Origin of the sequence: Nocardioides sp. NPDC006273, assembly GCF_040613495.1 — a bacterium.
Taxonomy (GTDB): Bacteria; Actinomycetota; Actinomycetes; order Propionibacteriales; family Nocardioidaceae; genus Nocardioides.
Genome location: NZ_JBEXSD010000077.1, coordinates 1 through 22,266 on the forward strand (window position 1 = coordinate 1; position 22,266 = coordinate 22,266).

Sequence of the window (22,266 nt, forward strand, 5' to 3'; positions counted from 1 at the left end):
CGAGGGAGGTTTCGATGGCACCAAGAGCAGATTCGAGAAGGTCGGTGGGGCCGGTGCCCCAGTGGTCGATGCTCATGGCTGTCACCTCCCTTCAAAGGCGTGTCGTACTGCCTCCGATTCTATCTCTTCCATGCCTCCGTGGATACCTATCTGTGCAGGTCAAATGCACTTTTCGCGGTGAGCGAACGGCGCCGCACCTGTGCATGGTAAGTGGCCCGGAGGGCCACCCCTCCCGCCCCACGCGCGTCACCGTTCCGAAGCAAGAATGCGCTGCGCCACACCCGGGCCGCCGCCCCGATAGCCAGCCAAATCTTTCTCGAGGGAGCTCGGAGTCAAGGACCGCGAAGCGGCCGGCGAAGCCGGCGGCCGAAGGCCGTGCTTTACTCCGGGGTTCCTCGAGAAGATCCTCGAAGAAGGGTCGGCGGCCCTGATTGCCCTTCGGGCGAAAGGCTTCCGGCAGGGAGGTCTCGACAAGCTCGACCACCGGAAGCAATGTGTTGGTCTCGACACGCCTCCGCCTAGCGGCTCCGGCGGCTCGACCGACGGGGGGTGGGGGTCTCGACAACCTCGACCACCCGGGGCCACCACTCAGCGCCGAGACCGCATCCCAAGCCGCGCAGTCTCCCCGGTAGCCGACCGCTCGAGCGCGGCGATGAGGGTGCGAGCGTCGTAACGCCCCTCGTGCCGATGCGACCCGGTGAAGAACGTCGGGGTGCCCCGGGCGCCGCTGGCCTCGGCGGAGGCCATGTCGTCGCGGACGTGCTCGGCGAGGTCGGGGTCCTCCAGGTCGCGGAGGAACTGCTCGACGTCGAGCCCGAGGACAGCGGCATAGCCGGCGAGGTCCTGGTGCTCGAGCTGGTTCTGGTTGGCGAAGAGGTGCACGTGCATCTCCCAGAACCTGCCCTGCCGCGCGGCGGCCTCGGCGGCGACGGCGGCCAGCTCGGCGTGCGGGTGCTGGGGGAGGGGGAGGTGGCGTACGACGTAGCGGATCCGGGGGCCGAAGTAGTCGCGGACCTCGTTGGCGGTGCCGGTGGCGCGGGCGCAGAAGGGGCACTCGTAGTCGAGATACTCGATCAGGGTGACCTCGGCGTCCTCGTCGCCGTAGATGTGGTCGCGATCCGGGTCGACCGGCGGCGAGAGCAGCTTGGGCAGGGCCGCGTCGCGCTGGCCGAGGAAGCGCGCGGAGAGCTGGAAGATCAGCCAGCCGAGCGCGGAGGCGAGCACCACGGAGATGAGTACGCCGACGATCGCGTCGCGCTGCAGCGTCTCGGAGTCGAAGGCGAGTGTGGTGATCAGCAGCGAGACGGTGAAGCCGATCCCGGACAGCGCGGCTCCGCCGAGGACGTGGCCGCCGCCGACGCCTTGCGGCAGCCTTCCGAGCCCGAGCCGTGTCGCCACGAGCGCGCCGCCGCCGATCCCGAGGGTCTTGCCAAGAACGAGGCCCGCCACGACGCCCCAGGTCACCGGCGAGCTGAGTGCTTCCCCGAGCACGCCGTCGCGCAGGTCGACGCCGGCGTTGGCTAGCGCGAAGACGGGCACGATGAGGTAGCTCGTCGGAACGTGCAGCGTCTCCTGGAGCCGCTCGTTGACCGAGATCGTGCGGGTCAGCTGGTCGCGGGTCTCGCGCTGCAGCGTAGGCAGCGGCGACTGCCGGAATGCCCGGAACCGCGAGATCGCGACCTCCATCTGGGCGCGGGTCGGCTCCGCGGCCGGCACCAGCAGCCCGGCCAGCATTCCCGCGATCGAGGCGTGCAGACCGGCCCCGAGAGTTGCCACCCAGGCGATCATGACGAGCAGTAGGTAGGGACCGGCCCGCCACACCTTCACCCGGTCGAGCACGAAGATCCCGACCAGCGCCAGCCCGGCCACCAGGAGCGGAGCGATCCGGAGGTTCTCGGTGTAGGCGATCCCGATCACGCTCACCGCGACGATGTCGTCGATGACCGTCAGCGTGAGCAGGAAGATGCGCAGCTGGGTCGAGACGGCCGGCCCGACCAGCGCGAGCATGCCCAGCAGGAACGCGGTGTCGGTGCCGATCACGATGCCCCAGCCGCGGGCCGCCTCGCCCGAGGGGTTCAGCATCAGGTAGATCATCGCGGGCAGGAGCAGTCCGCCGGCACCGGCGACCAGCGGCACCACCATGCGACGACGGTCGGTGAGCTCGCCGACGGCGAGCTCACGGCGTACCTCCAGGCCGATGACGAAGAAGAAGACCACCATCAGTCCGTCGTTGACCCAGTGGTGCAGGTCCATCGAGAGTCCGATGTCGCCGAACCGGACCGAGAGGACCGTCTCCCAGAGGTGCTCGTAGCCGTGCGACCACGGCGAGTTGGCCCAGGCCAGCGCCAGCAGCGAGGCGATCACCAGCAGCGCCGCGCTCGTCGACTCCAGGTGCATGAAGTGGCGAAGGGTGGTGCCGAGCTGCCCGGTCGGGTCTGCGTCGCGACGACCGCGCGTCTGCTCATCTCCCACGGCGAGAATCCTAGGCTGCGCGCGCGTCGCCGGGCGCGAGTGTCCGCGCGGGAGTGCCCTTAGCGCCGGACAGCGAGCCACCAAGTGGCGGTCGCCACAGGCGTTACACGAGTTTCCAACAGATGCGTGACCTGTCATCCACATCGTCGTTAGCCCTTCGACGGCAGGTGAAACCGGACGGAAGCGCAGAATCATGTTGGCGCGACCCGGTCACCAAGCCGTGCATGGGGGCTTCTGCTGCGCGTAAACGGGTACCGACGTACTCAAACACGCACATCCTGGGCATAGCCCACTCTGGCTATGCCCAATAGGTCCTACTGCTCATAATTTGTAGAGGATAAAGTCCTTTCAAGTCTTCCTTGAAAGTGCGGAGGAGAGTTAGATGGGCAACATGACAACTAGGCGCTCTCGGCCCGGCCGCCCTAGGCATGTTCCCGACTCAGGTACGACCTCACCGCGTGACCAGATCCTGGACGCAGCCTCAAAGCTGTTCGTCTCCCAGGGTTTCGCGGCGACGTCTACCCGCGAGATCGCCGACGTGGTCGGGATCCGCCAGGCATCGCTCTACTACCACTTCGCGGGGAAGGACGAGATCCTCGGCGAGCTGCTTCGCCGGTCGGTCCGGCCGACCACGGAGAAGGTGGAGAAGATCCTGAACCGCGTGCCACCGCTCGACTTCGAGACCGCGCTCTATCTGCTGGTCCTCGTCGACGTACGCACCCTGGCCGACGTGCCGCACAACGTCGGCATGCTCTACCAGTTGCCCGACGTGGCCAAGTGCGAGGTCTACGACGAGTTCCGCAACGAGCACGCCGAGCTGGCCGCGCACTATGCGGACCTGGCCAGCGAGGTCGCCTCGGAGACGGTGCGCTCGACGGTCGGCCGCAAGCAGCTGGGCGATCTGTTGATCCAGCAGGTCGAGGGCGTGATCAACATGCGCACCGAGGAGCCGGGTCGGCGGATCCCGTGCCGCGAGGCATGGGCCATCGCCGCCACCTGCCTGCGGATCTGCGGCGTTTCTCAGGAGAAGATCGACGCCGCGTCTCCGCTCGCGATCGAGCTGCTCCCGCAGTTCATGGACGAGCAGGTCGCCGAGTCCGCCTGAGTCCGCCTGAAACCGGGTGGACTCGGGTGCGCCGGTAGGTTTCGATGGACGCATGACTCTTTTCGTCTCGCACACCACCATCGACTGCCACGACGCATACGCGCTCTCGGAGTGGTGGAAGGCCCTGCTCGGCTACGTCGACGTGGAGGGGGACCCGAACCTGCCGGGTCACGAGGAGTGCATGATCCTCGACCCGGAGACGGGCCACCGGCTGCTGTTCATCGAGGTGCCCGACGCGGAGCTGCCCGCCAAGCGGATCCACCTCGACCTGCGCCCTCGTGCCGGCAGCACGCAGGACGAGGAGGTCGAGCGGTTGGTCGGCCTCGACGCGACCCAGGTCGCCGATCACCGTGGGAAGTACGGCCCCGGGACCGGCTGGGTGATCTTCGCCGATCCCGAGGGCAACCAGCTCTGCGTGCTGCGTTCCGAGGCGGAGGTCGCCGCCTGGGAGGCACAGAGGTCAGAAGCGTAGCAGCTCATACATGCTGGAGAAGCCCTGGTCGCCGTGGCCCTGGGCGATCCGCCGATCCATCAGCGACTTCACCTCCCGCATCCGTACGGTCTCGACGCCGGCTGCCTCCCGATGCCCGATCAGGTCGTCCATCAGTGCTGCCTGGACGTCGAGCGAGCCGAGGTCGGGGCCGTACGTCCCGCTCTTGATCGCGGCGGCCATCATCTGGATCAGCCCGGCGTAACCGTCGAGCGACCCGGCCAGCCGCTCGGTGAACGTCTCGGGGTCCATGCCCTCGCGCTCTACGAGGCTGAGGGTGTGCAGGAAACCGATCAGGAACTCGAAGCCCATCGCCACCTGGGCGTTGAACTCCACGGCCGCGTGTCCGGCGTCAGGCCCGTGGTAGGTGAGGGTGCCGAGCTCGTTCAGCACCGGCTCGACGGTCGTGAACACGTCGCGATCGCCGCTGAAGGCGAGCGAGGCCTTGGCCGTGCCGACGTCGGGTGGGTCGCCCATGACCTTCCCGTCGACGTACGCCGCGTGGTGCTCGACCGCCCACGACGCGTTCGCCCGCGCCTGGGCGGGGGAGCCGCTGGTCAGGCTGACCAGGGTCCGGCCGGAGGCCGCGTCGCCGACGGAGCCGAGCACGTCCTCTACTGCGGCGTTGTCCAGGAGACTGAGGATCGTGACCGGGCTCGCCGCGACCGCCTTCGCCGCAGTGGAGGCGACCAGAGCGCCCGCGTCGGCCATGGCCTCGGCCTTGTCCGCCGTCCGGTTCCATACGGTGGTCCGATAGCCGCGCTCGAGGTAGGTCCGCGCGACCGCCGAGCCCATGTTGCCCATCCCGATCACGGTGACCGCCGGTCGGTCGTTGCGTTCCGCCATGGTTTTCAACTCCATCTCTCGTGGTGTGTCACCATCCTGAAAGATGAAGTCGACTTGAGGTCAAGGGTTGTTGCCGTCGGCCTGGTCGGTCGCGACCGGGAGGTCGTGGTTGCTCCACTGGCTCCAGGAGCCCGGATAGAGTGCGGCCTCGTGGCCGGCGATGGCCAGGGCCGCGATCTGGTGGGCGGCGGTGACGCCCGAGCCGCAGTAGGCGGTCACGGCCGCATCGGCCTCGACGCCGAGCGCGGCGAACCGGTCCCGGAGTTCCTCGGCCGGGAGGAAACGGCCGTCGGGGCCGAGGTTGTCGACGGTGGGCGCGGAGACCGCGCCGGGGATGTGCCCGGCCTTCGGGTCGACGGGCTCGACCTCTCCGCGATAGCGCTCCGCGGCACGGGCATCGAGGAGAAGACCCGCATAGGTCTCGACCTCCTCGAACGGCAGCACGGGCAGGTGGCCTGCGGTGAGCGTCACCGTGCCTGGTGTGGGCACGACGTCGTCGGTGGCCAGCGGGAGGCCCGCGGCGGTCCAGGCACCGAGGGCGCCGTCGAGGAGGCGTACGTCAGCGACGCCCGCCCAGCGCAGCAGCCACCAGGCGCGGGCGGCGGAGGTGTTCCCGACGGCGTCGTAGGCGACGACGGTGTCACCGGCGGAGATCCCCCAGCGACGGGCGGCGGCCTGCAGGTCCGAGAGCTCGGGGAGCGGGTGGCGCCCGTCGGTGGGCTCGCCGTGGCGGGCCAGCTCGGTGTCGAGGTCGACGTAGACGGCGCCGGGGAGGTGGCCCTCGAGGTAGGACTCGTGTCCCGGCGGGCCGCCGAGCTGCCAGCGTACGTCGAGGAGGACCGGCAGGTGGTCGGAGCCGAGCGAGGTGGCCAGCTCGTCGGCGCTGATGAGTACGTTCACGGGTCGAAGTCTTTCAGTCGGGTGGCGCCATCACGTGTAACACGTCGTTCGTAGGACTATCCGGTCGTTATAACGGGCGGGTAGTCCTACGAACAACGTGTTACACGCGGCGACGTTGCGCGCCAAGCCTCACTCAGCGGACCGGTGCCCCCGGGCCGAGCGGGATGCCGAGGCCCCACCAGAGGAAGAAGAGCGCGGTCCAGGCCAGGCTCATCGTGATCGCGAGCGGCAGCGTGTACGAGGCGAGGGTGCCGATGCCGGCGTCCTTGCGGTAGCGCTGCAGGAAGCCCAGGGCCATCACGAAGTAGGGGCTCATCGGGGTGATCGCGGTCGAGCCGGAGTCGGCGATCCGGAAGAGCGCCTGGGTGGTCTCCGGTGGGACCGAGAGCAGCATCAGCATGGGCACCAGGACCGGTGCGGCGATCGACCACATCGCCGAACCGCTGGTCACCATGATGTTGACGATGCTGAGCAGCGCCAGCACGAGCAGGAAGATCACCCAGACCGGGATGTTGCTGGTCTGCAGCGCCTCGGCGGAGTTGACCGCGATGACGTCGCCGAGATGGGTCCAGTCGAAGTACGCCAGGAACTGGGCGATCGCGAAGAAGAGCACCAGCACCGGAGCCATCTGCTTGATCCCCTGGCCCATCAGCGTCGGCACGTCACCGGCCTTGGTGATCGCACCCGACAGCGTGCCGTACACGGTGCCGGCGATGCCGAAGAGGATCGCGACGATCGCGGCGATGCCGGTGAGGAACGGCGACTCGGTCAGCGACCCGTCCTCGCCGCGCAGGGGAGAGGACGGCGGGATCACCACGGCGGCGATGACCACGATCGCGGCCAGCAGGGTGAGCAGTGCCCAGCGCAGCGCCCGGCGCTCGCGGCCGTCGAGCTCCAGGGTGCCGAAGTCGCCGTCGTCGGCGTCCTCGTCGGGCTTGAGGTCGGGCCGCTTGGAGAGGACGAGCTTGGTCATCAGGGTGATCACCGCGGCCAGCAGCACGGACGAGGCGATGTTGAAGAACCAGTTGCTGACGGGGGAGACGTACGCACTCTCGTCGACGATCTGGGCCGCGGCGGTGGTGATGCCGGCGAAGATCGCGTCGTTGGGGGTCGGGACCGGGCTGGCGTCGTACCCGCTCGCGATCGCGGTGTAGGCGACCACGATCCCGAGGATCGGGGACTTCCCCACCGCCCGGAAGGCGAGGCCGCCGAGCGGGACCAGGATGATGTACGCCGCGGCCGAGGCCACGTGGGCGACGGTTCCGGTGAACGCCACGGCGAAGACCACCCAGCCCACCGGCACCCGCGAGATGCCGACCTTCATCGCGGCGGTGAGGAAGCCGGTGCGCTCGGCGACGGCGACGCCCATGATGACCACGACGATGGTCGCCATCGGTGGGAACTGGGCGAAGTTGGAGACCATCGTGGAGACGGCCATCGCCAGACCGTCGCCGCTGAGCAGGTTCTGGACGACGACCTCCTCACCGTCGCTGGGGGAGATCACCGAGACCCCGGCGGCCGCGCAGATCGCGCTGATCACGGCGAGGATGGCGGCGAGGATCCAGAAGAGCCAGAACGGGTGCGGCAGGGCGTTGCCGACACGCTCGATCACGCCCATGGCGCGGATGATCCACGGCAGTCTGTCGCTGCCGGTCGGGGTCGCGGTGCTGGTCATCGTGGGTCACCCTTCGCTGGTGAGGCGGTGGCGGGAGAAGAAGTCCCAGATCACCGTCGCGGACTCGATGGTGTGGGTGACGTGACCGCCACCGGAGTAGGTGTCGGCGCCCGGCCAGACGTGGCCGCCGCCGTGGACGGCGACGTGCTGGACGTCGGCGCCCTGGTCGCACCCGGCCCAGCGGGTGGTGGCGACGTCGCGGTTGGTGCGGGTCCTGCTGGTGGCGCAGCCGTTGTGGTCGGCCCACCCCTGGACCCATTCGGGGATCGCGGGCAGGTCACGGTCGGCGTCGCCGGCGTAGGGGATGGTGGCGTCGGCGACCCCGTGGATCTCCAGGATCGGCGTCGGGGATGCTTCGGTGCACCCGGCCCGGGTGCCCGGGTAGAGCGCGGGCGCGACCGGCGCGACGGCGGCGAACGTTCCCGGCATCCGGCAGGCGAGCAGGGCGGCCAGTCCGCCCCCGTTGGACTTCCCGGTGGCGTAGACGCGGGTCGCGTCGATGCAGTGATCGGCCTCGATGGCGGTGAGCAGGTCGGCGGTGAAGGCGACGTCGTCGACGCCGGGGGCCTCGTACGGTGCGCCCTGCCAGGCCTTGCGGTGCCCGGACCCGGTGCCGATCGCGCCGTCGGGATAGGCGACCACGGCGGGGAGCTCGGAGAGCTCGGAGTAGCCCTCGACCTCCACGCCGGTGCTGCCGCGACCGTGGAAGGCGACGATCAACGGCCAGTCGTCCCGGCGGTCGTAGCCCTCGGGAAGGCGGAGGACGTAGCCGCGCTCGAGCTCACCGCTGGTGAGCTTGTGCTTCTGGCTGCTGTCGGGCTCCTGCTCGGTGGGCTTGGCACACGGCGTCCTGCTCGTGACGGTCTCGGCTCCGGCTCCGGCTTGGGCGGGGGCTTTGGCGGAAGCGGGGACCAGGGCGGTGACGGCGCTGGGGGCCGAAGCCACCGCGGCCACGGCTGTGACGGCGATGACCGGCGACAGGAAGCGGAGGTGTCGTGGGGACATGTCGTGCTCCTTTCGGGGCAGCTGATTCGATTTCGGGTGTGCTGGATCGCCCGGGCACCTTGGTGGTCGAGCTTGTCGAGACCCGTCCCGGTCGGGTCCCGAGCGTGTGGGTGGGCCGGTGGCCTAGGTGTCGAGCCACTCCTTGATGAAGGCGACGACGCGGTCGGTGGCCTCGGCGAAGATCGCCCGGCCGTCCTCCGCGGTGGCGCGACGGGGGTCGCCGAGCACGCCGCTGGGGGAGAGCCGGTCGTACGGGAGGGCCACGGCGGGATGGCTCACCGAGCGGGCCAACCGGGCGAACGGATCCAGCTCGTCGGGCGTGGTGGTGCCCGGGGCGAGCAGATCGCGGCGTACGAGGTGGGGGGCGACGTGCAGCATCTGGGAGGTCTCGGCCTCGCCGCTGTGGCCGCTGACCGGGCTCAGCTCCATGGCGGCCAGGGTGTCCTTGGCCAGCACGGTCACCGGTGCCCAGGCGAGCTCCAGGTCGGGCCGGTCGCGCAGCAGGTCCTGGGCCAGGGTGCCGAGGGTGGCGTTGTTCCCGCCGTGCCCGGTGATGACCAGGAACCGTTGCCAGCCGTGGGCTGCGAGCGACTCCACGTACTCACGTACGACGGCGGCGAACAGCGCGGGACGCAGGCTCACCGTGCCGGCGAAGGCCTGATGATGCGGTGAGACCCCGACCGGTACGCCGGGGCCGATCACCACCTTCCCGGGCAGCGCCTCCGCGACGGCGTCGGCGAGCGCCTCGGCGCGGATCTGGTCGGTGGCCAGGGGGAGGCCGGCGCCGTGCTGCTCGAACGCGCCGACGGGGATCACCGCGACGGTGCCGCTCTCGGCCGCCTGCGCGGCCTCGACGGTGGTCATCTCGGCGAGCTTCGCGGTCATCGAGGCTGCTCCATGTCGAGAGTGGCGGCGAGCGCCTCGCGGATCGCGAGCAGGTGCTCGCGGGTCAACGCGGCTGCTGCGTCAGCGTCTCCGTCGCGGACGGCCTCGACGATGCGGAGGTGGTCGGCATGGTCTCGGTCGCGGTCGGTGTAGCGGTGCCGGATCTCGATCTGGTCGCGGGCTCTGACCTGCAGGAGCGCCTCGACGGTCTCACGCAGCAGCAGGTTGCCGGAGGCGCCCGCGAGCGCGACGTGGAAGTGCAGCTCGGGCCGCTCGTCGGCGTACTGCGGCTTGAGCGCGTTGTCGGCCGAGGAGGTCAGCGCGGCCAGGTCGTGGTCCGTACGCTGCGCGGCCGCGGCGGCCGCGACCGGTGGCTCGAGCACGATCCGGGCGTCGAGGAGCTCCAGGACGGACTCGCTGCGCGACTCCGAGACGTGCGGGTTGACCAGCAGCCGCCGGTTCACCCCGCCGCTCACGTAGGTGCCCGAGCCGTGGCGGAAGCGGATCACGTCGGTCGCCTCGAGGCGGCGCAGCGCCTCCCGGATCGTCGGCGTGGTCACCTCGAACCGCTTGGCGAGGTCGCGGGAGGACGCCAGGGCGTCGCCAGGCTCGAGGCCGGCGGCCTCGATCATGGCGACGATCCCGTCGGCGATGCGTTCAGAGAGAGATGGTGTGTTGCTGGTCACATTAAGTGACTAAATCACTTATTGATCTACTCGTCAAGGGACGGCCGAGCGGTCAGCGCGCGGCGGAGGCGGGCGATCGGACCGGGGTTGTCGATGCCGACGGCGCCGACCGCGCTGCCCTCTCGCCGGTAGAGGACGAACCCGTCGCCGTGGTCCTCCTCGTCGGCTGCGGTGGTCTCGCCGACGACCTGGATCCGGTGGCCGTGCCAGGTCGACCACGCGAACGGGACGGAGGCGAAGACCTCGGCGGCTCCGGCGGCGTTGGCACCGGCGACCCGGCCCTGCTCGCCGGCGGCGATCCAGTGCTCGCTGCGTACGCCTTCGACGCAGGCGATGTCGCCCGCGGACCAGACGTCGGGAGCGCTGGTGGCGAGCCGGCTGTCGCAGAGCACGCCACCGGTGCGCGGGTCCAGGGAGACGCCGCTGTCGCGTAGCCATGCGGTGGCCGGGCGCGCGCCGATGCCGAGCACCACCGCGTCGGCGGCCAGGGTCTCGCCGGTGCTCAGCTCGACCTTGTCGACGCCGAGGTTGGTCGAGCGGATGCCGGACACGGTCGTCGAGGTGAGCAGCCGGACGCCGGCGTCGGTGTGAAGCTGCATCAGCCGCGCGGCGGCGCCTGCGCCGACCGCCCGCTCCAGCGGCCGGGTGCCTGCCTCCACGAGGGTGACGTCGATGCCGCGGGCGCGGGCGGCCGAGGCGATCTCCGAGCCGATGAACCCGGCGCCGACGATCACCACCTCTCGCGAGCGGGTCAATGCCTCCCGCACGGCGAGCGCGTCGTCGTAGCTGCGGAGCGCGTGCACCCCGCGGACCCCGGACAGCTCGGGCAAGGTCGTCGCGGCGCTGCCGGTGGCGATGACCAGGGCGTCGTAGCCGAGCTCTCCGGCGGTGGTGGTCACCGTCCGGCGCTCCGTGTCGAGGGCCTCTGCGCGCACTCCCGCCAGATGGCGTACCTGCAGCGTCTCGAGCACCTCGCTGGACCGCAGCGCCGGCACGGCCGGGGGATCCTCGGCGGCGAGCACGGTCTTCGACAGCGGCGGCCGGTCGTACGGAGCGTGCGGCTCGTCGCCGACGACCGTGACCCGCCCGGCCCAGCCGGCAGCGCGCGCCCCTTCGACGGCTCGGATCCCGGCCAGGCCGGCTCCGACGACGAGGAGATGACGGTGGTGGGGAGATGACATGGTTCGGGTCCGTCTCGTCGGGCCGGGCTCAGCCGAGGAGGCGGAGCGCGGAGACCGGGCAGGATTCGATGGCAGCCTTGACGTAGCCGCGGTCGGGCTCGGGCACCTCGGCGGTGAGGATCTCGACGAGGCCGTCGTCGCCGACCTGGAAGTAGTCGTCGGCCTGGGCCTCGCACATGCCGATGCCCTCGCACACGGTCTTGTCGGCTTCGATGGAACTCACAGCATTGACTCCTTCATCGGGATGAAGTCGACCTTCTCGCGTACGCCGCAGTCCGGGCAGCACCAGTCGTCGGGGATGTCTCGCCAGGCGGTGCCGGCCGCGAAGCCCTCGAGCTCGTTGCCGACCGCGACCTCGTAGACGTAGCCGCAGCCGGGGCAGCGCCCCGCGGCGATCTCGTCGTCGAAGGTCTGCCGGGTCACGTCCTCGATCTCCTCGAGGGCCGGCTCGGCCGCGGGCGGCGGGAACTGGGCGAGCAGCCTGTCGAGCCGCCCGGGGCGTACGTTGGCCAGCCGGACGTCGCCGTCGAAGTGGTCGACCACGCGCTTGTCCATCACCCGGCGCCACAGCGGCGGGACCAGGGCCAGCACGATCATCCCGGCGTACCCGGTCGGCAGGGCGGGGGACTCCCGGTAGTCACGCAGGGTCTGGTAGCGCCGGGTCGGGTTGGCGTGGTGGTCGCTGTGGCGCTGCAGGTGGTAGAGGAGCACGTTGGTGGCGATGTTGTTGGAGTTCCACGAGTGCATCGGCAGCACCCGCTCGTAGCGCCCGGAGGTGGTCTTCTGGCGCAGCATCCCGTAGTGCTCCAGGTAGTTGACGACCTCCAGCAGGGAGAAGCCGATGACCGCCTGGAGGACGAGGTAGGGCAGGATCCCGACGCCCAGCCACAGCGTCATCCCGGCCCACAGGACAGCGCTCATCAGCCAGGCGTTGAGGACGTCGTTGCCGAAATGGAACGGGTGGGTCCCCTTGCGCCGGTAGCGCTTGGCCTCCAGGCCCCAGGCGCTCTTGAGGGAGCCGGACACGGTGCGGAACCAGAACGTGTAGAGGTTCTCGCCCATCCGGGAGGAGGCGGGATCCTCGGGCGTCGCGACGCGTACGTGGTGGCCGCGGTTGTGCTCGATGTAGAAGTGTCCGTAGAAGCTCTGCGCGAGCGCGATCTTGGACAGCCAGCGCTCGTGGCTCTCCTTCTTGTGGCCGAGCTCGTGGGCGGTGTTGATGCCGATGCCGCCGATGAATCCGATGGTGAGGGCGAGGCCGATCTTGTGCGCCAGCGGCCAGTCCTGTGTCGCGATCAGGTACATCGCGAAGATGAATCCGGCGTACTGGATCGGGAGGAACGCGAAGGTGATGTAGCGGTAGTACCTGTCCTCCTCGAGCTCCTCGATGAGGTCGTCGGGCGGGTTGGAGCGGTCCAGACCTGCCACCAGGTCGATGGCGGGGACCAGGCCGAGGACGACGATCGGACCCACCCACAGGAAGACCCCCCAGCCGGTCAGGGCGTAGCCGCCGACCGCGATGAAGGCGAAGGACGGCACGATGAGGCCGAGGAGCCACAGATAGCGTTTCCGGTCCCGCCATCTCCCGGTGGAACTCTGGTCGACGGCGCCGCTGGCGTCGAGTGTCATCTGCTGCCTCCTGTGAGGTCGGTTACGTCTCCTGTCAGAATGGACGTACCCAGCAGCGAAGTCTCTGGCTGATCACGCCGAATCGGTCACGGGAAACTGTGAGTTTTCACAGTCGACGCGGTGAGGAATGCGTCGTGGTAGTCGAGCGCCAACAGCAGGTCTCCTGCGCGCTCCCGCAGCGGGCGGCCCAACAGGCCCTCGGCCTGGGCGAGGCGGTAGCGGATGGTGTTCTTGTGGATGCCCAGCCGTTCGGCGATCCTGTCGGCCGTCTCGGCCGAGGTGAGCACCTCGCGGACGGTCTCGCGGAGCCGGCCATGGGGCGGGTCGGCCAGACCCCGCAGCGTGGCCCGGGTGAACCGCTCGGCGGCAGCGGGGTCGTGCCCAATGAGGACCAGCGCGGCCACATCGTCGTAGGCGGTGAGTGGCTCCCGCCGACCCGGAGCCAACGCGACCCGCTGGGCTGCCTGCGCGTCGAGGTGCGCGGCGACGAAGCCGTCCAGACCGCTCCCGCCGACGCCCAGGGTCACCCGGACGGCGGTGGGGTCGATCCCGGTGTCGGTCACGGTGTCCGGCCGCTCGCCCAGCGCGAGCCAGGCCCACATCTCCCGGCCGCCGGGGCGCACCAGGACCGACCGGGCGGGCCCGATCCTGCGGGTGACCGCGGAGAGGGCCGGCTCGAGCTGTTCGATGGAGTCGGCGGTGAGCGCGTGTGCCACCAGGGCGATGTGGCCCGCGATGTTGACCGGGTGGCCGTCGAGGGCGGCGGACAGCTCGGAGGGAGCGACGCTGCGGTCGCGTAGCGCCTCCGAGACGACCTCGAAGCGGCGGGCGTCGCCGCGCTGCCGGATCCGGTTCGACTCCGTCTGGTAGATCAGCACCGACTGCTCGACCGAGGAGCCGAACCAGGTGGTGGCCTTCGTCCAGAACCAGACCAGCAGGGCCTCGTGGTCGAGATCGCTGGGCGCCTGCCGGACGACCTGCACAGCGAAGCCCCAGCTCTCCTCCTGGGCCCGCTGGTAGACCTTGAGCAGCAGCGGGAGGCCAAGATGGCGGCGGGCGGCCTCGAGCGCGATGGCACGTGCGGACGGGACCAGCTCGAATTCGGTGTCCGGCAGCGTGATCCGGTCGAGGAAGGCGTACCAATGCTCTTCGACGGCCTTCAGGAGCATGGGTCTGAGATCGGCCAGATCGATCTCGCCGTCGACCAGGATCGCGTCAGCGGTCGAGGCGGCCCACCGGGCGACCTCGTCCGGCCGGCGCTGCTCGTCGGCGAAAGCCGTCAACCAGGCAGCGAGGTCGGTCATGGCGCTCACTTCTCCATCGTCGGGCGGTGCGTCCCGGCAGTTTAAGACCGCCGATCCGGCGACCGTCGGATCGGCGGTCCGTCGAGCACGCCGGCCTTGCCGCGAAGGCTGGCGTCGCCCTCCGCGTGAGGGCATGCTGGCTGCCCAAGCAACGACCAAGCCGTACGGCGCTCGAGAGGCTCATGCCGATGACCCCTATCGCACAGAGAGTCACGATCGCAGCCGTTCAGGTCCTCGGGCTCGCTGTGTGGTTCTCGGTCTCGGCGGTGGTCCCGAGCATCCAGGCCGAGTGGGGGACCAGCAGCACCCAGGCGGTGTGGCTCACCGGCACCGTGCAGCTGGGATTCGTCACGGGCGCCCTGACCTCGACCGTACTGAATCTGGCCGATCGGTGGTCAGCGCAGGTCCTCATGGGCGCCAGCTCGTTGCTCGCGGCGGTCTGTACGGCTCTGCTCGCGTGGTTCGCCGACGGTCTCGCCGTCGCGCTGGTCCTGCGCTTCGCCACCGGTTTCTTCCTCGCCGGCGTCTACCCGGTCGGCATCAAGCTGATGGCGTCCTGGGCTCCCCGCACGAACCGCGGCCTGGCGATGGGGTTGCTCATCGGTGCGCTCACCATCGGGTCGACGCTTCCGCATCTCATCGGCGGTCTGGTGACGCTTCCGTGGCGCGACGTGCTGCTGGTGACGTCGGTCGTCGGCGTGCTGGGCGCCGCGCTCGCCATCGCGGTCGTCCGCCCTGGTCCGCACCTGGCTCGTGGGCCGGTCACGCTGCATCCGCGCTACGTGCTCACGATGTTCGCCGAACGTGGACCCAGACTGGTCAACCTCGGCTACTTCGGCCACATGTGGGAGCTGTATGCGCTGTGGACCTGGATCCCGGCGTATCTGCTGCACTCCCGCGCCGCCGAGCAGCTGGGCGATGGGCGCTCGTTGCTCGTCTTCGTCAGCATGGGACTGTTCGGCCTCGCGGGCTGCCTCCTGGGCGGGTGGGCAGCGGACCGGTACAGCCGGCGCGCCGCTGCCGTCACCGCGCTGTCGGTCAGCGGGACCTGCTGCGTACTGTCGCCGTTGGCCTTCCTCGCGCCGGCGCCCGTGGTCGCGATCTTCTGCGCCGTGTGGGGAGCATCCGTCATCGCCGACTCCGGCGTCTTCTCCACCGCTCTGTCCGAGGTCGCCGACAGCCGCTTCGTCGGCACCGCGCTCAGCGCCCAGACCGCCATCGGCTTCGCCCTCACCGTCGTGAGCATTCAGCTGACCCCGCTCGTGGCTGCGGCCTCGAGCTGGCAGTACGCCTTCCTGCTCCTGGTGCCTGGCCCTGTCCTCGGGGCGCTTGCCATGTCGAGGCACGGGCGCTGACTGCGTTGTCGCCGGCTACAGCGGCCCCCGACCGTCTCGGCGCTGTCTTCAGGCGGACGGGACGGCAGTTTCATCTCATGCTTCCGAGCTACGGTCCGCTAGGCGGAAAGTTCGATGGGATTCCTCGGGAAGCGCGAACTTGCTCACGAGAACGTCAATAGGCTTTGAGGTGTAGCCATATTCTCGGGAGGCCGCTGTTATGGGTAAGAAGACATCTAGGCTCGTACGCCGCTATTGGGGCTACCTGCTCCTTGCCGTTGCGGTGCTCCTGCTGTTTGGGTTCGACGTCGGACCGCTCGTGCTGTCCTCGGTGTTCTTGTTGTGCTTCGTATGGTTGCTTTTCAGAGCACCGACCTCGTGTGGGGCCGCCAACCGGGATGGAACGACGTGTCGTAACAACTCCTACGGCCTCCTTGGTGGCTGCAGTTTCCGCCAACACAAGTGGCAGCGCTTTCGGGCTCTCACCCGACTCGACACCGCTCGTAATGCCTTTCGTGGGTGGTTCAGCGGGCCTCAGCAGCAGGTTGCAACCCTAGGTCTCTTCGTGGCGACGTTCGGCACGATCGCAAGCGCACTCAAATGACTTCCCCCTTCGCGCGGCCGTTTAGCGAAGATTGAGCGCAACTACTCCACGACGGGAGCGGCGATTCCGAGGGGCAGCCGCTGGACTCGAACTGGACGGTCGGGCGCGATGGAGAAGATGGCGTCGCCGACCGCCCCAATCGCTTCCTCGATCTGTGGAAGGTGCCGGACCAAGGCCTCGGCCAGTACCACTTTGTGAGGTACGAATCCCCGGAGGACCACCACGCTCGGGGCGGAAGCCCTTGAGGACGCGAGGAATTTCGTGAGTTTCTAGTCCGCCGTGACCAACACGCGGTCGGTCTCGATGCAGTAGCTGAAGATCTCGGGGTCGGTAACTCGCTGAAGGTTGACGTCTTCGGTGTGGATGACGTCCCAGTCGTCGGTGATCGCCTTGGTGATGGAGTACGGCAGATTGGTCGAGGAGCAGTCTCACGCAGATTCCTGCAGCGGAAGGTAGAAGTCACGCTGCGCGAGTGCGGCGACGTAGGCGAAGACCTGCTGGGCGTCCTCGGGCTCGAGAAACGGGAAGTCCTCGCGGACCTCCTCGAAGGTCATCCCTGCTGCGAAGAGCTCGAGGAGCTGGTCGACACCGAACCGGTAGCCGCGAACGCACGGCTGGCCACCGAGCTTGTCGGGCTCTACGGTCAGCCGGTCGAATCCCGGAACTGTCTGCGTCATGCGCCGAAGTCTACGCCTCTGCGCATCTCGACCAACTGCATCGCGCGCGGGCGCTCTGCCCGCTATCGTTGTCTGCGATGGGAACTCTGAAGTAATCGATCGGGACGCTGCGTCGAGGTTTCTCCGCAGCGGGTCCTGAGCGACCGCGTCGTCTGATCGGCGCGCTCGAGGTCCGTTTCCGATCCTGCATCTGCTGATGCGTATCGCCGCGGCGGTCGACCGTCGCGCAGAGGAGTCCTCTTGTTCCCGTCTGCTTCCATCACCTCCACGGTCCGCAGCCACCGCGTGTGCGAGCTGCGCTCGGTCACCGTCCGCTTCGCCGAGCGGGTCGTGCTCGACCGTGTCGAGCTGCGCCGCTATGGCAACGGCTACGCCGGCTTCCTGGTGGCGCGCGCGACGGAGCGACGCCGCCAGGCCGAGCGGCACGAGCAGTGGAAGGCCGAGCTGGCTCGCAACGAGGGTCTCGTCGAGGCGAACGCGTTCCGCCTCGAGGCGATCCCGCGCAAGCTCGAGCTCGACGGCTTCGGTCACGGCGCCTTCCGTGCGCGCAGCCGCGACCACGGGGCGATGGGCCGGATCCGGATGGCGAAGGAGCGGGTCGCCCGGCTGCGGGCCGGGCCCGTCGCACCGCCGCCCGAGCCGCTCCGGTTCTCCGCCGGGCTCCGGTCCGAGGAGCCGCCGCCCGAGGGGCACTACCTCGCCCTTCACGACGTACGCCGCGACGAGGGCGCCCGGCTGCGGATCGCCGGGTGGACGCTGAGCCCAGGGGACCGCTGGGTGGTGACCGGACCGAACGGCGCCGGCAAGACCACACTCCTGCGACTGCTGGCCGGCAAGATCGCTCCTGACGCGGGCGTCGTCGAGCGTTCCCCGGGAGCGCGGGTCTCGTGGCTGCGGCAGGAGGTCGCGGTGCCGCCGACGGGCTCGGTCGTCGCCGTGTTCGCACGCGCCGTCGGGGTCCACCGCGACGACGCTGTGGAGCGGCTGCGCCGGTTCGGGCTGCTGCGCGAAGAGGACCTGAGGCGCCAGGTGCGGGCGCTCTCGGTCGGGCAGCGTCGCCGGCTCGACCTCGCGGTCGCGCTGGCGGACTCGGGCGACGTACTGCTGCTCGACGAGCCCACCAACCACCTCGACCCCGAGCTCGTCGACCAGCTCGAGGACGCTCTGGACGATCACCCAGGTGCCGTCGTCACGGTCACGCACGACCGGCACTGGATCCGGCGTGCGGGCGCAGCGCGGCGGGTGCGTGTGAGCGCGGGATGGGCAGAGCTGGCCTAGTCGGTCGCGCCCGGCGAGGTGAGGGCGGCCTGGATGGTGCCGTCTATCAGCGCGGCGGCGTCTACCGCGGCGATCTCGCCGCGGTAGACGGCGCCGGAGGCGGCGTGGAGGACGCTCTGCATCAAGGTGAGCTGCCACTGGAGCGGCTGGTCGTCGCGGAAGCTGCCCTCGCTGCGGCCGCGCTCCATCAGCGGCTTCCAGCGGTCGATCAGCCCGACGTGGATCGCCTGGAACTGCTCGTGGGGCATGCTCTGCTCGGCCGCGACGATCAGCGCTCCGTACTGCTGGGTCAACTGCCACGACGCCTCGAGCAGCCTGCGCAGCGCGGCCCGCGGCTCGCCGTCGAGGTCGACGGCGCCGAGCGCCTCGTCGGACTGCTTGATGGCCCGCTCGACGACCTGGGTGACCAGCGTCGCGCGGGACTCGAAGTGGCCGTAGAGGGTGACCCGGCCGACGCCCGCGGCCTTGGCGATGTCAGCGACGCTGACGTCGGGGTCGCGGGCGAGACAGGCGGTCGCCGCATCCATGATCGACTCGATGTTCTTGAGTGCGTCGGCGCGTTTCACGGTCGTCATCGACGAGTCCTCCCCTGAGATAGTGAACGTCAACGTAGAGGTTAAGGGTCTCCGGGTCCGGTCACCGCCGTCCGGCCGGCCACGCGCACATCACCTTGGTCATGACTCGGCTTCCAGGTCGGATCACTGGTGGATCTCAGGGGATGCCGGGCGACCGGGGATGAGGACGCCGGCGACGAGGGCGGCGAGCGCGGCGATCACGGCTGCGACCAGGTAGGCCCGCTCGAAGCCGGCGGTGGTGCCGTCGACGAGGCTGGCCGCGGCGACGCCGGACATCACTGCTGCACCGAGCGAGGCGCCGAGCTCGTGGAAGGTGCTGAGGATGCCGGAGGCGACGCCCGCGAGATGCGGCTCGACCTGACTCAGCGCGGTCGCGGCGGCGACGACGAACAGGGTGCCGAGACCGGCCGAGCCGATGCTGACCGCGACGACGGTCGTCAGCGTGTTCATGCCGAACGCGGGCACGACGAGCCCGGCGGCGGCGATCGACAGCCCGATGACACCGAGGGTGCGGGCGCCGAGGCGTCCGATGAACCTGCCGCCCATCTGCGCGCCGACCATGGTCGCGGCGGCGACCGGCAGGAACAGCAGTCCGGTCGTGAGCGGCCCGTGTCCGGCGGCGCTCTGCAGATAGAACGTCCCGAGGAAGAAGACCGCCACCATCAGCCCGGTCGCGACGAACAGCACGAAGGTGCCGGACAGGACCGGTCGCCGCGAGAGCAGAGCGGGGTCGATGAGCGGGTGTCGCGTACGCCGCAGCCAGGCGCCCAGGACGGCGTACCCGACGATGCCGCCGACGAGGAGGAGGGCGGTGCGGCTCGAGTTCCAGCCCTCGTCGCCGGCCTCGATGAAGCCCAGGATCAGCAGCCCGGTGGCGGCGGTGACGACGAGCGCGCCGACGAGGTCGAGACGTGCGTTGCCTCCCCATGCCGGCAGCGCCGGAAGCTGTCGGGCGAGCATGAGTGCCACGACGATGCCGACGGGCACGTTGATCAGGAAGACCCATTCCCAGCCCGGCCCCGCGGTCAGGGCCCCGCCGAGAAGTACGCCGATCGCTGCCCCTCCAGCCCCGAGCGCCGACCAGATCCCGAGCGCCCGGTTGCGCTCCTCGCCGTCGAAGAGCCGCACCACGGTCGAGAGGGCAGCGGGGGAGAGCATCGCCGCTCCGACGCCCTGCGCCACCCGGCCGCCGATCGCCAGCTCCGCGCTCGTGGCGAGACCGGTGGCCAGCGAGGCCACGGTGAACGTCGCGAGCCCCGCCAGCACAACCGGCTTGGGTCCGAACAGGTCAGCCATCCGGCCGCCGAGGAGCATCAGCCCGCCGAACGCGAGCGTGTAGGCACTCACCACCCAGGTCAGCGCATCCCGGCCGAGCCCGAGGTCGGCGCCCATGTGCGGCAGCGCGATCGCCACCACGGTGACGTCGAGGATCAGCATGAACTGCGCCAGGCCCAGCAGGCCGAGCAACCGCCATCGGCGTGGGTCCGCTGCCTGCTCCATCGCCGTGTCTTCAGCTGTCTTGTCTGTCATGGGGTCTCCTCGAGTCGCTTAACATGAACACTGTTGTTCGAGATTAACCTGAACGGCAGTGTTCGACAAGAGAGTTTTCGAGGTCGCCTCATCGGGCGTGCTCGCGACGGCTCAGGGGAGCGCGCGAGCCGCCGCAAGATCGGCCGCGCAGTTGGTCGTCGCCGTGGCTGGCGGGTCGCTGCCGTGAATGCTCACCGAGGTAACTCGGTCAGCGCTCACCTCCCTCGCGGAACTCCACGAAGGAGGTTGGCGTTCACCGAGTTACCTCGGTGAACATCCGCGCCCTCGCCGAGGGGTAGGGCCCGCCTGCGGAGTCGCCGAAACAGCCAGGTGGAGGCGCGTCGAGACCAGCGGAGTCGCTTCCGCGTCCGGGCCCGAGCGTCGTACGCGACCTAGGCCGACTGGTTCCTTCCCAGCCGCCAGCCGCCGAGCGGCAGCTCGAGCGCCGACTCCGGCCCCCACGACCCCTGCGGGTAAGGCTCCACGGTGGGCCGATGCTCGAGGACCGGCTGGCAGATCTCCCACAGCCGCTCGACCTCGCGCGCACTCGTGAACAGGGTCCGGTCGCCGTTCATCACGTCGAGGAGCAGCCGCTCGTACGCCTCCAGCGGCCCGGCGTCCGGGGCGTCGCCCGCGAGGTCGAGGCGGAAGACCCCCTCGACCATCGCCATGCCGGGGCCGGGTCGCTTGGCCCGGACGTCGATCTCGATCCGGGCCTCGTCGCTGAGCTCGATCACCAGCTCGTTGGGCTCCGCTCGACCCGGGTCGGCCGGCTGCAGCCACTGGTGGCGAGGGTCGATGAAGCGGATCGTGATCGTCCGCCGCCCGGCGGCGAGCGCCTTGCCGGTGCGAAGGTAGAACGGCACCCCGCGCCAACGGTCGTTGTCGATCCACGCCTCGATGGCGACGTACGTCTCCACGTCGGAGTCGGCGGCGACGTCGGGCTCATCGCGATAGCCGTCGTACTGCCCGAAGATCACGCGCTCGGGGTCCAGCGGCCGGACGGCCGCGAAGGCGGCGGCCTTCGCCGCGCGGATCGCGCCCTCCCGGAAGGCGTGCGGGTCCTCGATCGCCACGAACCCGAGCAGCTGGCACAGGTGGGTGGTGACCATGTCGCGCAGGCAGCCGGTGCCCTCGTAGAAGCTGCCGCGACCCTCGACGGTGAGCGTCTCCGGGACGTCGATCTGCACGGACTCGATGCTGTGCCTGTTCCAGGCGGGCTCGAAGAGACCGTTGGCGAAGCGGAGCGCCAGCAGGTTCTGCACGGCCTCCTTCCCGATGAAGTGGTCGATACGGAAGACCTGCTTCTCGTCGAAGGCCTCGCCGAGCACGGCGTCGAGCTCGCGCGCCGAGGCGAGGTCGGTGCCGAACGGCTTCTCCGCGACCAGCCGGCTGCGGACGTTCAGTCCCTCGCGAGCGAGCATCCCGACCATCGGCTCCACCGCCTGCGGCGGTACGGAGAGATAGAGCAGACGCTGTACGTCGCCCACGGTCTGCTCGCTCTCCAGCGCGAGCCGGTCCTCGACCTCGTGCACCGCCTCGGCCAGCTCGGCCCCGTCCTCGGCGGAAGAGGCGACGAAGCGGATCCGCTCCAGCAGCGGCCCGGCGACGCTCTCGTCGACCTCCTTGACGAACTCGTTCAGCGCCTGGCGGACCTGGTCACGAAACTCGTCGTCGGTGCCGGGGGAGCGGCGCCCGCTGCCGATGATGGCGAGGTGGTCGGGAAGCCGCTTGGCGAGGGCGAGCCGATACAGCCCGGGGAACAGCTTGCGCGCGGCGAGATCGCCGGTCGCGCCGAAGAGAACGAGGACGTGCGGGGCTGGTTTCGAGGACACGTACTCAGTCTCCCACTCGCGGGTCGTGTGAGCCGGGTCCGACGGTGCGGCGGCATTTTACTTTCCGAGCTGTTTAGAACTCGCCACAGTGGGTAGAACCCACTCTGACGGACGGCGCCTCGACTGGTGTCGTGTAATGAGATCGCGGGAAGGTAACGACCGATGAGTGACTTCGGGGCAACATACGACGAGATGACCGGCACCGCCGACAAGCTCGACCAGGGCAAGGACACGATCGAGTCCGCGCTGGACGAG

20 protein-coding genes are annotated in these 22,266 nt (G+C 69.6%); 4 read left to right on the top strand and 16 right to left on the bottom strand.

What is annotated here, in order from left to right; translation table 11 throughout:
• Window positions 1-588: 588 nt before the first annotated feature.
• Window positions 589-2,472 (bottom strand): Na+/H+ antiporter NhaA, encoded by a 1,884-nt coding sequence (nhaA, locus tag ABZZ22_RS24075; RefSeq protein WP_354937041.1) that lies wholly within the window; start codon window positions 2,470-2,472, stop codon window positions 589-591.
• Between the two features lie 382 nt (window positions 2,473-2,854).
• Between nhaA and ABZZ22_RS24080 the strand changes: the two genes are divergently transcribed.
• On the top strand, window positions 2,855-3,577 hold the full coding sequence (locus tag ABZZ22_RS24080) for a TetR/AcrR family transcriptional regulator (RefSeq protein ID WP_354937044.1): 723 nt from the start codon (window positions 2,855-2,857) through the stop codon (window positions 3,575-3,577).
• A gap of 52 nt (window positions 3,578-3,629) precedes the next feature.
• On the top strand, window positions 3,630-4,049 hold the full coding sequence (locus ABZZ22_RS24085) for a VOC family protein (protein WP_354937047.1): 420 nt from the start codon (window positions 3,630-3,632) through the stop codon (window positions 4,047-4,049).
• Here the strand turns inward: ABZZ22_RS24085 and ABZZ22_RS24090 are convergent.
• The 10 genes from ABZZ22_RS24090 to ABZZ22_RS24135 all read right to left on the bottom strand — a co-directional run bounded on the left by ABZZ22_RS24090 (window position 4,038) and on the right by ABZZ22_RS24135 (window position 14,178).
• Window positions 4,038-4,913: an NAD(P)-binding domain-containing protein gene (locus ABZZ22_RS24090; RefSeq protein WP_354937050.1), complete on the bottom strand. Its 876-nt coding sequence runs from the start codon at window positions 4,911-4,913 to the stop codon at window positions 4,038-4,040. The two genes, ABZZ22_RS24085 and ABZZ22_RS24090, sit on opposite strands and share 12 nt — an antisense overlap.
• 60 nt (window positions 4,914-4,973) lie before the next feature.
• Window positions 4,974-5,813: a sulfurtransferase gene (locus ABZZ22_RS24095; protein WP_354937053.1), complete on the bottom strand. Its 840-nt coding sequence runs from the start codon at window positions 5,811-5,813 to the stop codon at window positions 4,974-4,976.
• Window positions 5,814-5,946: 133 nt separating this feature from the next.
• Window positions 5,947-7,488, bottom strand: coding sequence for an AbgT family transporter (locus ABZZ22_RS24100; protein ID WP_354937056.1), 1,542 nt, complete (start codon window positions 7,486-7,488; stop codon window positions 5,947-5,949).
• 6 nt (window positions 7,489-7,494) lie between these two features.
• The gene (locus ABZZ22_RS24105) at window positions 7,495-8,493 is read right to left on the bottom strand and encodes a PHB depolymerase family esterase (protein WP_354937059.1); all 999 of its coding nucleotides are present in this window, start codon (window positions 8,491-8,493) and stop codon (window positions 7,495-7,497) included.
• A 123-nt stretch (window positions 8,494-8,616) separates the two neighbouring features.
• Window positions 8,617-9,378 carry a creatininase family protein gene (locus tag ABZZ22_RS24110; RefSeq protein ID WP_354937062.1) on the bottom strand — a complete coding sequence of 254 codons (762 nt, stop codon included), beginning with the start codon at window positions 9,376-9,378 and terminating at the stop codon, window positions 8,617-8,619.
• Complete coding sequence (locus ABZZ22_RS24115; protein WP_354937065.1) at window positions 9,375-10,064, bottom strand: FCD domain-containing protein; 690 nt, start codon at window positions 10,062-10,064, stop codon at window positions 9,375-9,377. The genes ABZZ22_RS24110 and ABZZ22_RS24115 overlap by 4 nt, the downstream gene beginning before the upstream one ends.
• Window positions 10,065-10,090: 26 nt before the next feature.
• Window positions 10,091-11,245 (bottom strand): FAD-dependent oxidoreductase, encoded by a 1,155-nt coding sequence (locus ABZZ22_RS24120; protein ID WP_354937068.1) that lies wholly within the window; start codon window positions 11,243-11,245, stop codon window positions 10,091-10,093.
• 28 nt (window positions 11,246-11,273) lie between these two features.
• Entirely contained in the window at window positions 11,274-11,468 is a 195-nt protein-coding gene (locus ABZZ22_RS24125; protein ID WP_354937071.1) for a ferredoxin, read from the bottom strand.
• Window positions 11,465-12,874, bottom strand: coding sequence for a fatty acid desaturase (locus tag ABZZ22_RS24130; protein ID WP_354937074.1), 1,410 nt, complete (start codon window positions 12,872-12,874; stop codon window positions 11,465-11,467). Before ABZZ22_RS24130 ends, ABZZ22_RS24125 begins: the two co-directional genes overlap by 4 nt.
• An 86-nt stretch (window positions 12,875-12,960) precedes the next feature.
• Window positions 12,961-14,178 carry a helix-turn-helix domain-containing protein gene (locus ABZZ22_RS24135; RefSeq protein ID WP_354937077.1) on the bottom strand — a complete coding sequence of 406 codons (1,218 nt, stop codon included), beginning with the start codon at window positions 14,176-14,178 and terminating at the stop codon, window positions 12,961-12,963.
• A gap of 188 nt (window positions 14,179-14,366) precedes the next feature.
• On the opposite strand from ABZZ22_RS24135, the gene ABZZ22_RS24140 reads away from it, so the two are divergent.
• Window positions 14,367-15,533, top strand: a complete 1,167-nt coding sequence (locus ABZZ22_RS24140; protein ID WP_354937080.1) for an MFS transporter — start codon at window positions 14,367-14,369, stop codon at window positions 15,531-15,533.
• 852 nt (window positions 15,534-16,385) lie between these two features.
• Here ABZZ22_RS24140 and ABZZ22_RS24145 read toward each other — a convergent pair.
• Window positions 16,386-16,526: a DUF5615 family PIN-like protein gene (locus ABZZ22_RS24145; protein ID WP_354937098.1), complete on the bottom strand. Its 141-nt coding sequence runs from the start codon at window positions 16,524-16,526 to the stop codon at window positions 16,386-16,388.
• An 18-nt stretch (window positions 16,527-16,544) separates the two neighbouring features.
• Window positions 16,545-16,793 carry a DUF433 domain-containing protein gene (locus ABZZ22_RS24150; RefSeq protein ID WP_354937083.1) on the bottom strand — a complete coding sequence of 83 codons (249 nt, stop codon included), beginning with the start codon at window positions 16,791-16,793 and terminating at the stop codon, window positions 16,545-16,547.
• A 240-nt stretch (window positions 16,794-17,033) separates the two neighbouring features.
• On the opposite strand from ABZZ22_RS24150, the gene ABZZ22_RS24155 reads away from it, so the two are divergent.
• Entirely contained in the window at window positions 17,034-18,071 is a 1,038-nt protein-coding gene (locus tag ABZZ22_RS24155) for an ATP-binding cassette domain-containing protein (RefSeq protein ID WP_354937086.1), read from the top strand.
• Here ABZZ22_RS24155 and ABZZ22_RS24160 read toward each other — a convergent pair.
• From ABZZ22_RS24160 to zwf, 3 genes are all read right to left on the bottom strand, one after another.
• On the bottom strand, window positions 18,068-18,646 hold the full coding sequence (locus ABZZ22_RS24160) for a TetR/AcrR family transcriptional regulator (RefSeq protein ID WP_354937089.1): 579 nt from the start codon (window positions 18,644-18,646) through the stop codon (window positions 18,068-18,070). The two genes, ABZZ22_RS24155 and ABZZ22_RS24160, sit on opposite strands and share 4 nt — an antisense overlap.
• Before the next feature lie 123 nt (window positions 18,647-18,769).
• The gene (locus ABZZ22_RS24165; RefSeq protein WP_354937092.1) at window positions 18,770-20,176 is read right to left on the bottom strand and encodes an MFS transporter; all 1,407 of its coding nucleotides are present in this window, start codon (window positions 20,174-20,176) and stop codon (window positions 18,770-18,772) included.
• A gap of 392 nt (window positions 20,177-20,568) precedes the next feature.
• Window positions 20,569-22,011: a glucose-6-phosphate dehydrogenase gene (zwf, locus tag ABZZ22_RS24170; RefSeq protein ID WP_354937095.1), complete on the bottom strand. Its 1,443-nt coding sequence runs from the start codon at window positions 22,009-22,011 to the stop codon at window positions 20,569-20,571.
• Window positions 22,012-22,266: the final 255 nt, after the last annotated feature.

What these genes read in the sequence shown, in the direction of transcription:
- ABZZ22_RS24080 (WP_354937044.1), top strand. Translation starts at nt 2,855, where the DNA reads ATGGGCAACATGACAACTAGGCGCTCTCGGCCCGGCCGCCCTAGGCAT.
- ABZZ22_RS24085 (WP_354937047.1), top strand. Translation starts at nt 3,630, where the DNA reads ATGACTCTTTTCGTCTCGCACACCACCATCGACTGCCACGACGCATAC.
- ABZZ22_RS24090 (WP_354937050.1), bottom strand. Translation starts at nt 4,913, where the DNA reads ATGGCGGAACGCAACGACCGACCGGCGGTCACCGTGATCGGGATGGGC.
- ABZZ22_RS24100 (WP_354937056.1), bottom strand. Translation starts at nt 7,488, where the DNA reads ATGACCAGCACCGCGACCCCGACCGGCAGCGACAGACTGCCGTGGATC.
- ABZZ22_RS24105 (WP_354937059.1), bottom strand. Translation starts at nt 8,493, where the DNA reads ATGTCCCCACGACACCTCCGCTTCCTGTCGCCGGTCATCGCCGTCACA.
- ABZZ22_RS24110 (WP_354937062.1), bottom strand. Translation starts at nt 9,378, where the DNA reads ATGACCGCGAAGCTCGCCGAGATGACCACCGTCGAGGCCGCGCAGGCG.
- ABZZ22_RS24120 (WP_354937068.1), bottom strand. Translation starts at nt 11,245, where the DNA reads ATGTCATCTCCCCACCACCGTCATCTCCTCGTCGTCGGAGCCGGCCTG.
- ABZZ22_RS24130 (WP_354937074.1), bottom strand. Translation starts at nt 12,874, where the DNA reads ATGACACTCGACGCCAGCGGCGCCGTCGACCAGAGTTCCACCGGGAGA.
- ABZZ22_RS24135 (WP_354937077.1), bottom strand. Translation starts at nt 14,178, where the DNA reads ATGACCGACCTCGCTGCCTGGTTGACGGCTTTCGCCGACGAGCAGCGC.
- ABZZ22_RS24140 (WP_354937080.1), top strand. Translation starts at nt 14,367, where the DNA reads ATGACCCCTATCGCACAGAGAGTCACGATCGCAGCCGTTCAGGTCCTC.
- ABZZ22_RS24150 (WP_354937083.1), bottom strand. Translation starts at nt 16,793, where the DNA reads ATGACGCAGACAGTTCCGGGATTCGACCGGCTGACCGTAGAGCCCGAC.
- ABZZ22_RS24160 (WP_354937089.1), bottom strand. Translation starts at nt 18,646, where the DNA reads ATGACGACCGTGAAACGCGCCGACGCACTCAAGAACATCGAGTCGATC.
- ABZZ22_RS24165 (WP_354937092.1), bottom strand. Translation starts at nt 20,176, where the DNA reads ATGACAGACAAGACAGCTGAAGACACGGCGATGGAGCAGGCAGCGGAC.